Genomic DNA, 1,663 nt, shown 5'->3' with positions numbered 1-1,663 from the left:
GCCCACCAGCCGGCCGGACAGCGGCGCGCAGACGGTCGCGCCCAGCGCCAGCGGCAGCGTCGCCACCCCGCTCGTCAGTGGCGACCAGCCCCGGGTGTGCTGGAGGTAGAAGGTGTTGAGCAGCAGCGTCACGTTCAGCGCCACGAACACCGCCACCGCCCCCAGGACCGCGGTCGTGAAGGCCGGCCGCCGGAAGAGCCCGAGGTCCATCAGCGGCTCGCTCCGGCGCGCCTCGACCCGTCCGAAGCCGGCCACCGCGAGGACGGCGACGGCACACCCGGCCAGCACCGGGAGTGACGTCCACCCCAGGCGGGGGCCTTCGAGCAGGACGCCGACCGAGACGCCGACGACCACCGTGAGCAGCGCCTGCCCGGGCAGGTCGAGCCGCTGCGCCTGCGCCGCCCGGGACTCCGGGACGAACACCGCGCTGAGCACGAGTGCCACCACGACGACCGGCACGCCGGCCCAGAACACCGACTGCCAGCCGAGCGCGGCGACGAGCGCGCCGCCGGTGACGGGTCCGGCGGCCATGCTGAGCCCGAAGACCGCCGCCCAGACGCCGATCGCCTGGGCCCGCTCCCGCGGGTCGGGCATGGCGTTCACGACGATCGCGAGCGCCACCGGGCTCAGCATCGAGGCGCCCACCCCCTGCACCGCCCGGGCGGCGACCAGCACCCCGACGGAGGGCGCGAGGGCGCAGGCCAGCGAGGCCACCCCGAACACGGCGAGGCCGGCCTGGAAGACCCGGCGCCGCCCGAACCGGTCCGCCAGCGAGCCGGAGGTGATCAGCAGGCTCGCCAGGACGAGGGTGTAGGCGTCGACGATCCACTCCAGACCGCGCGTCCCCACCCCCAGGCCGTGCCCGATCGCCGGCAGTCCGACGTTGACGATGGTGGTGTCCAGCCCCACCAGGAACATGCTCAGGCAGCAGACGGCCAGCACCGTCCAGCGTCGGCGCACACTGAGTGCGGGCGGCGCGGGTGGCGCAGCGGTCGGTAGCGCGGTCGTGGTCACGGCTCACCTCTCGGTCCGGAACGATCTCCCCGTCATGCTCGGACCGGCCGGACACCACTGCCCAGCAGATTTGCGGAAACCGCAAACTGGCAGACTGGGCCGCATGGACACCGAACTCGAGGCGCTCCTCGACGCCATCGGGCCCCGGCTGCGGGCGCTCCGGCACGACCGCGGCCTCACGCTCAAGGAGCTCGCGGCCACCACCGGGCTCTCGTTGAGCACCCTCTCCCGGCTGGAGTCGGGCAAACGGAGCCCCACGCTCGACCTGCTCATCCCGCTCGCCCGGGCCCACCGGATCGCCCTCGACCAGCTGGTCGCCGCCCCGGCCACCGGCGACCCGCGGGTCCACCTGACGCCCCTGCACAAGGGCCACGGGAGCGTCCTCGTACCGCTCACCCAGTACCCGGGCCGGGTGCAGGTGTTCAAGCAGGTGCTGCAGCCGCGCGAACCGAAGCTGGTCACCCACCACGGCTACGAGTGGCTCTACGTCCTCGCGGGCGAGCTGCGCCTGCTCCTCGGCGAGCGGGAGTTCACCCTCCGCCCCGGCGAGGTGAGCCCCTCCGAGGAGCAGTGATGACCGACACTCCGGGCTGGGCCTCGCCCAGCTCGTCCGAGCCGCCCCGCGACGAGGTCCGGCCCCCGGCCGACG

General features: G+C 74.3%; 2 protein-coding genes. One reads left to right on the top strand and one right to left on the bottom strand.

Annotated elements, in window-relative coordinates; translation table 11 throughout:
* A partial coding sequence (locus ABZ885_RS40755; protein WP_360200203.1) for an MFS transporter occupies positions 1 to 1,014 on the bottom strand: 1,014 nt, incomplete at its 3' end.
* A 103-nt stretch (positions 1,015 to 1,117) separates the two neighbouring features.
* Between ABZ885_RS40755 and ABZ885_RS40750 the strand changes: the two genes are divergently transcribed.
* Entirely contained in the window at positions 1,118 to 1,588 is a 471-nt protein-coding gene (locus tag ABZ885_RS40750) for an XRE family transcriptional regulator (RefSeq protein ID WP_360200201.1), read from the top strand.
* Positions 1,589 to 1,663 lie beyond the last annotated feature (75 nt).

Origin of the sequence: Kitasatospora sp. NPDC047058 (genome assembly GCF_040643935.1) — a bacterium.
Classification (GTDB): domain Bacteria; phylum Actinomycetota; class Actinomycetes; order Streptomycetales; family Streptomycetaceae; genus Kitasatospora.
Note: the sequence above shows the minus strand (reverse complement) of the source record. Positions and strands in the feature narration are given on the sequence as shown.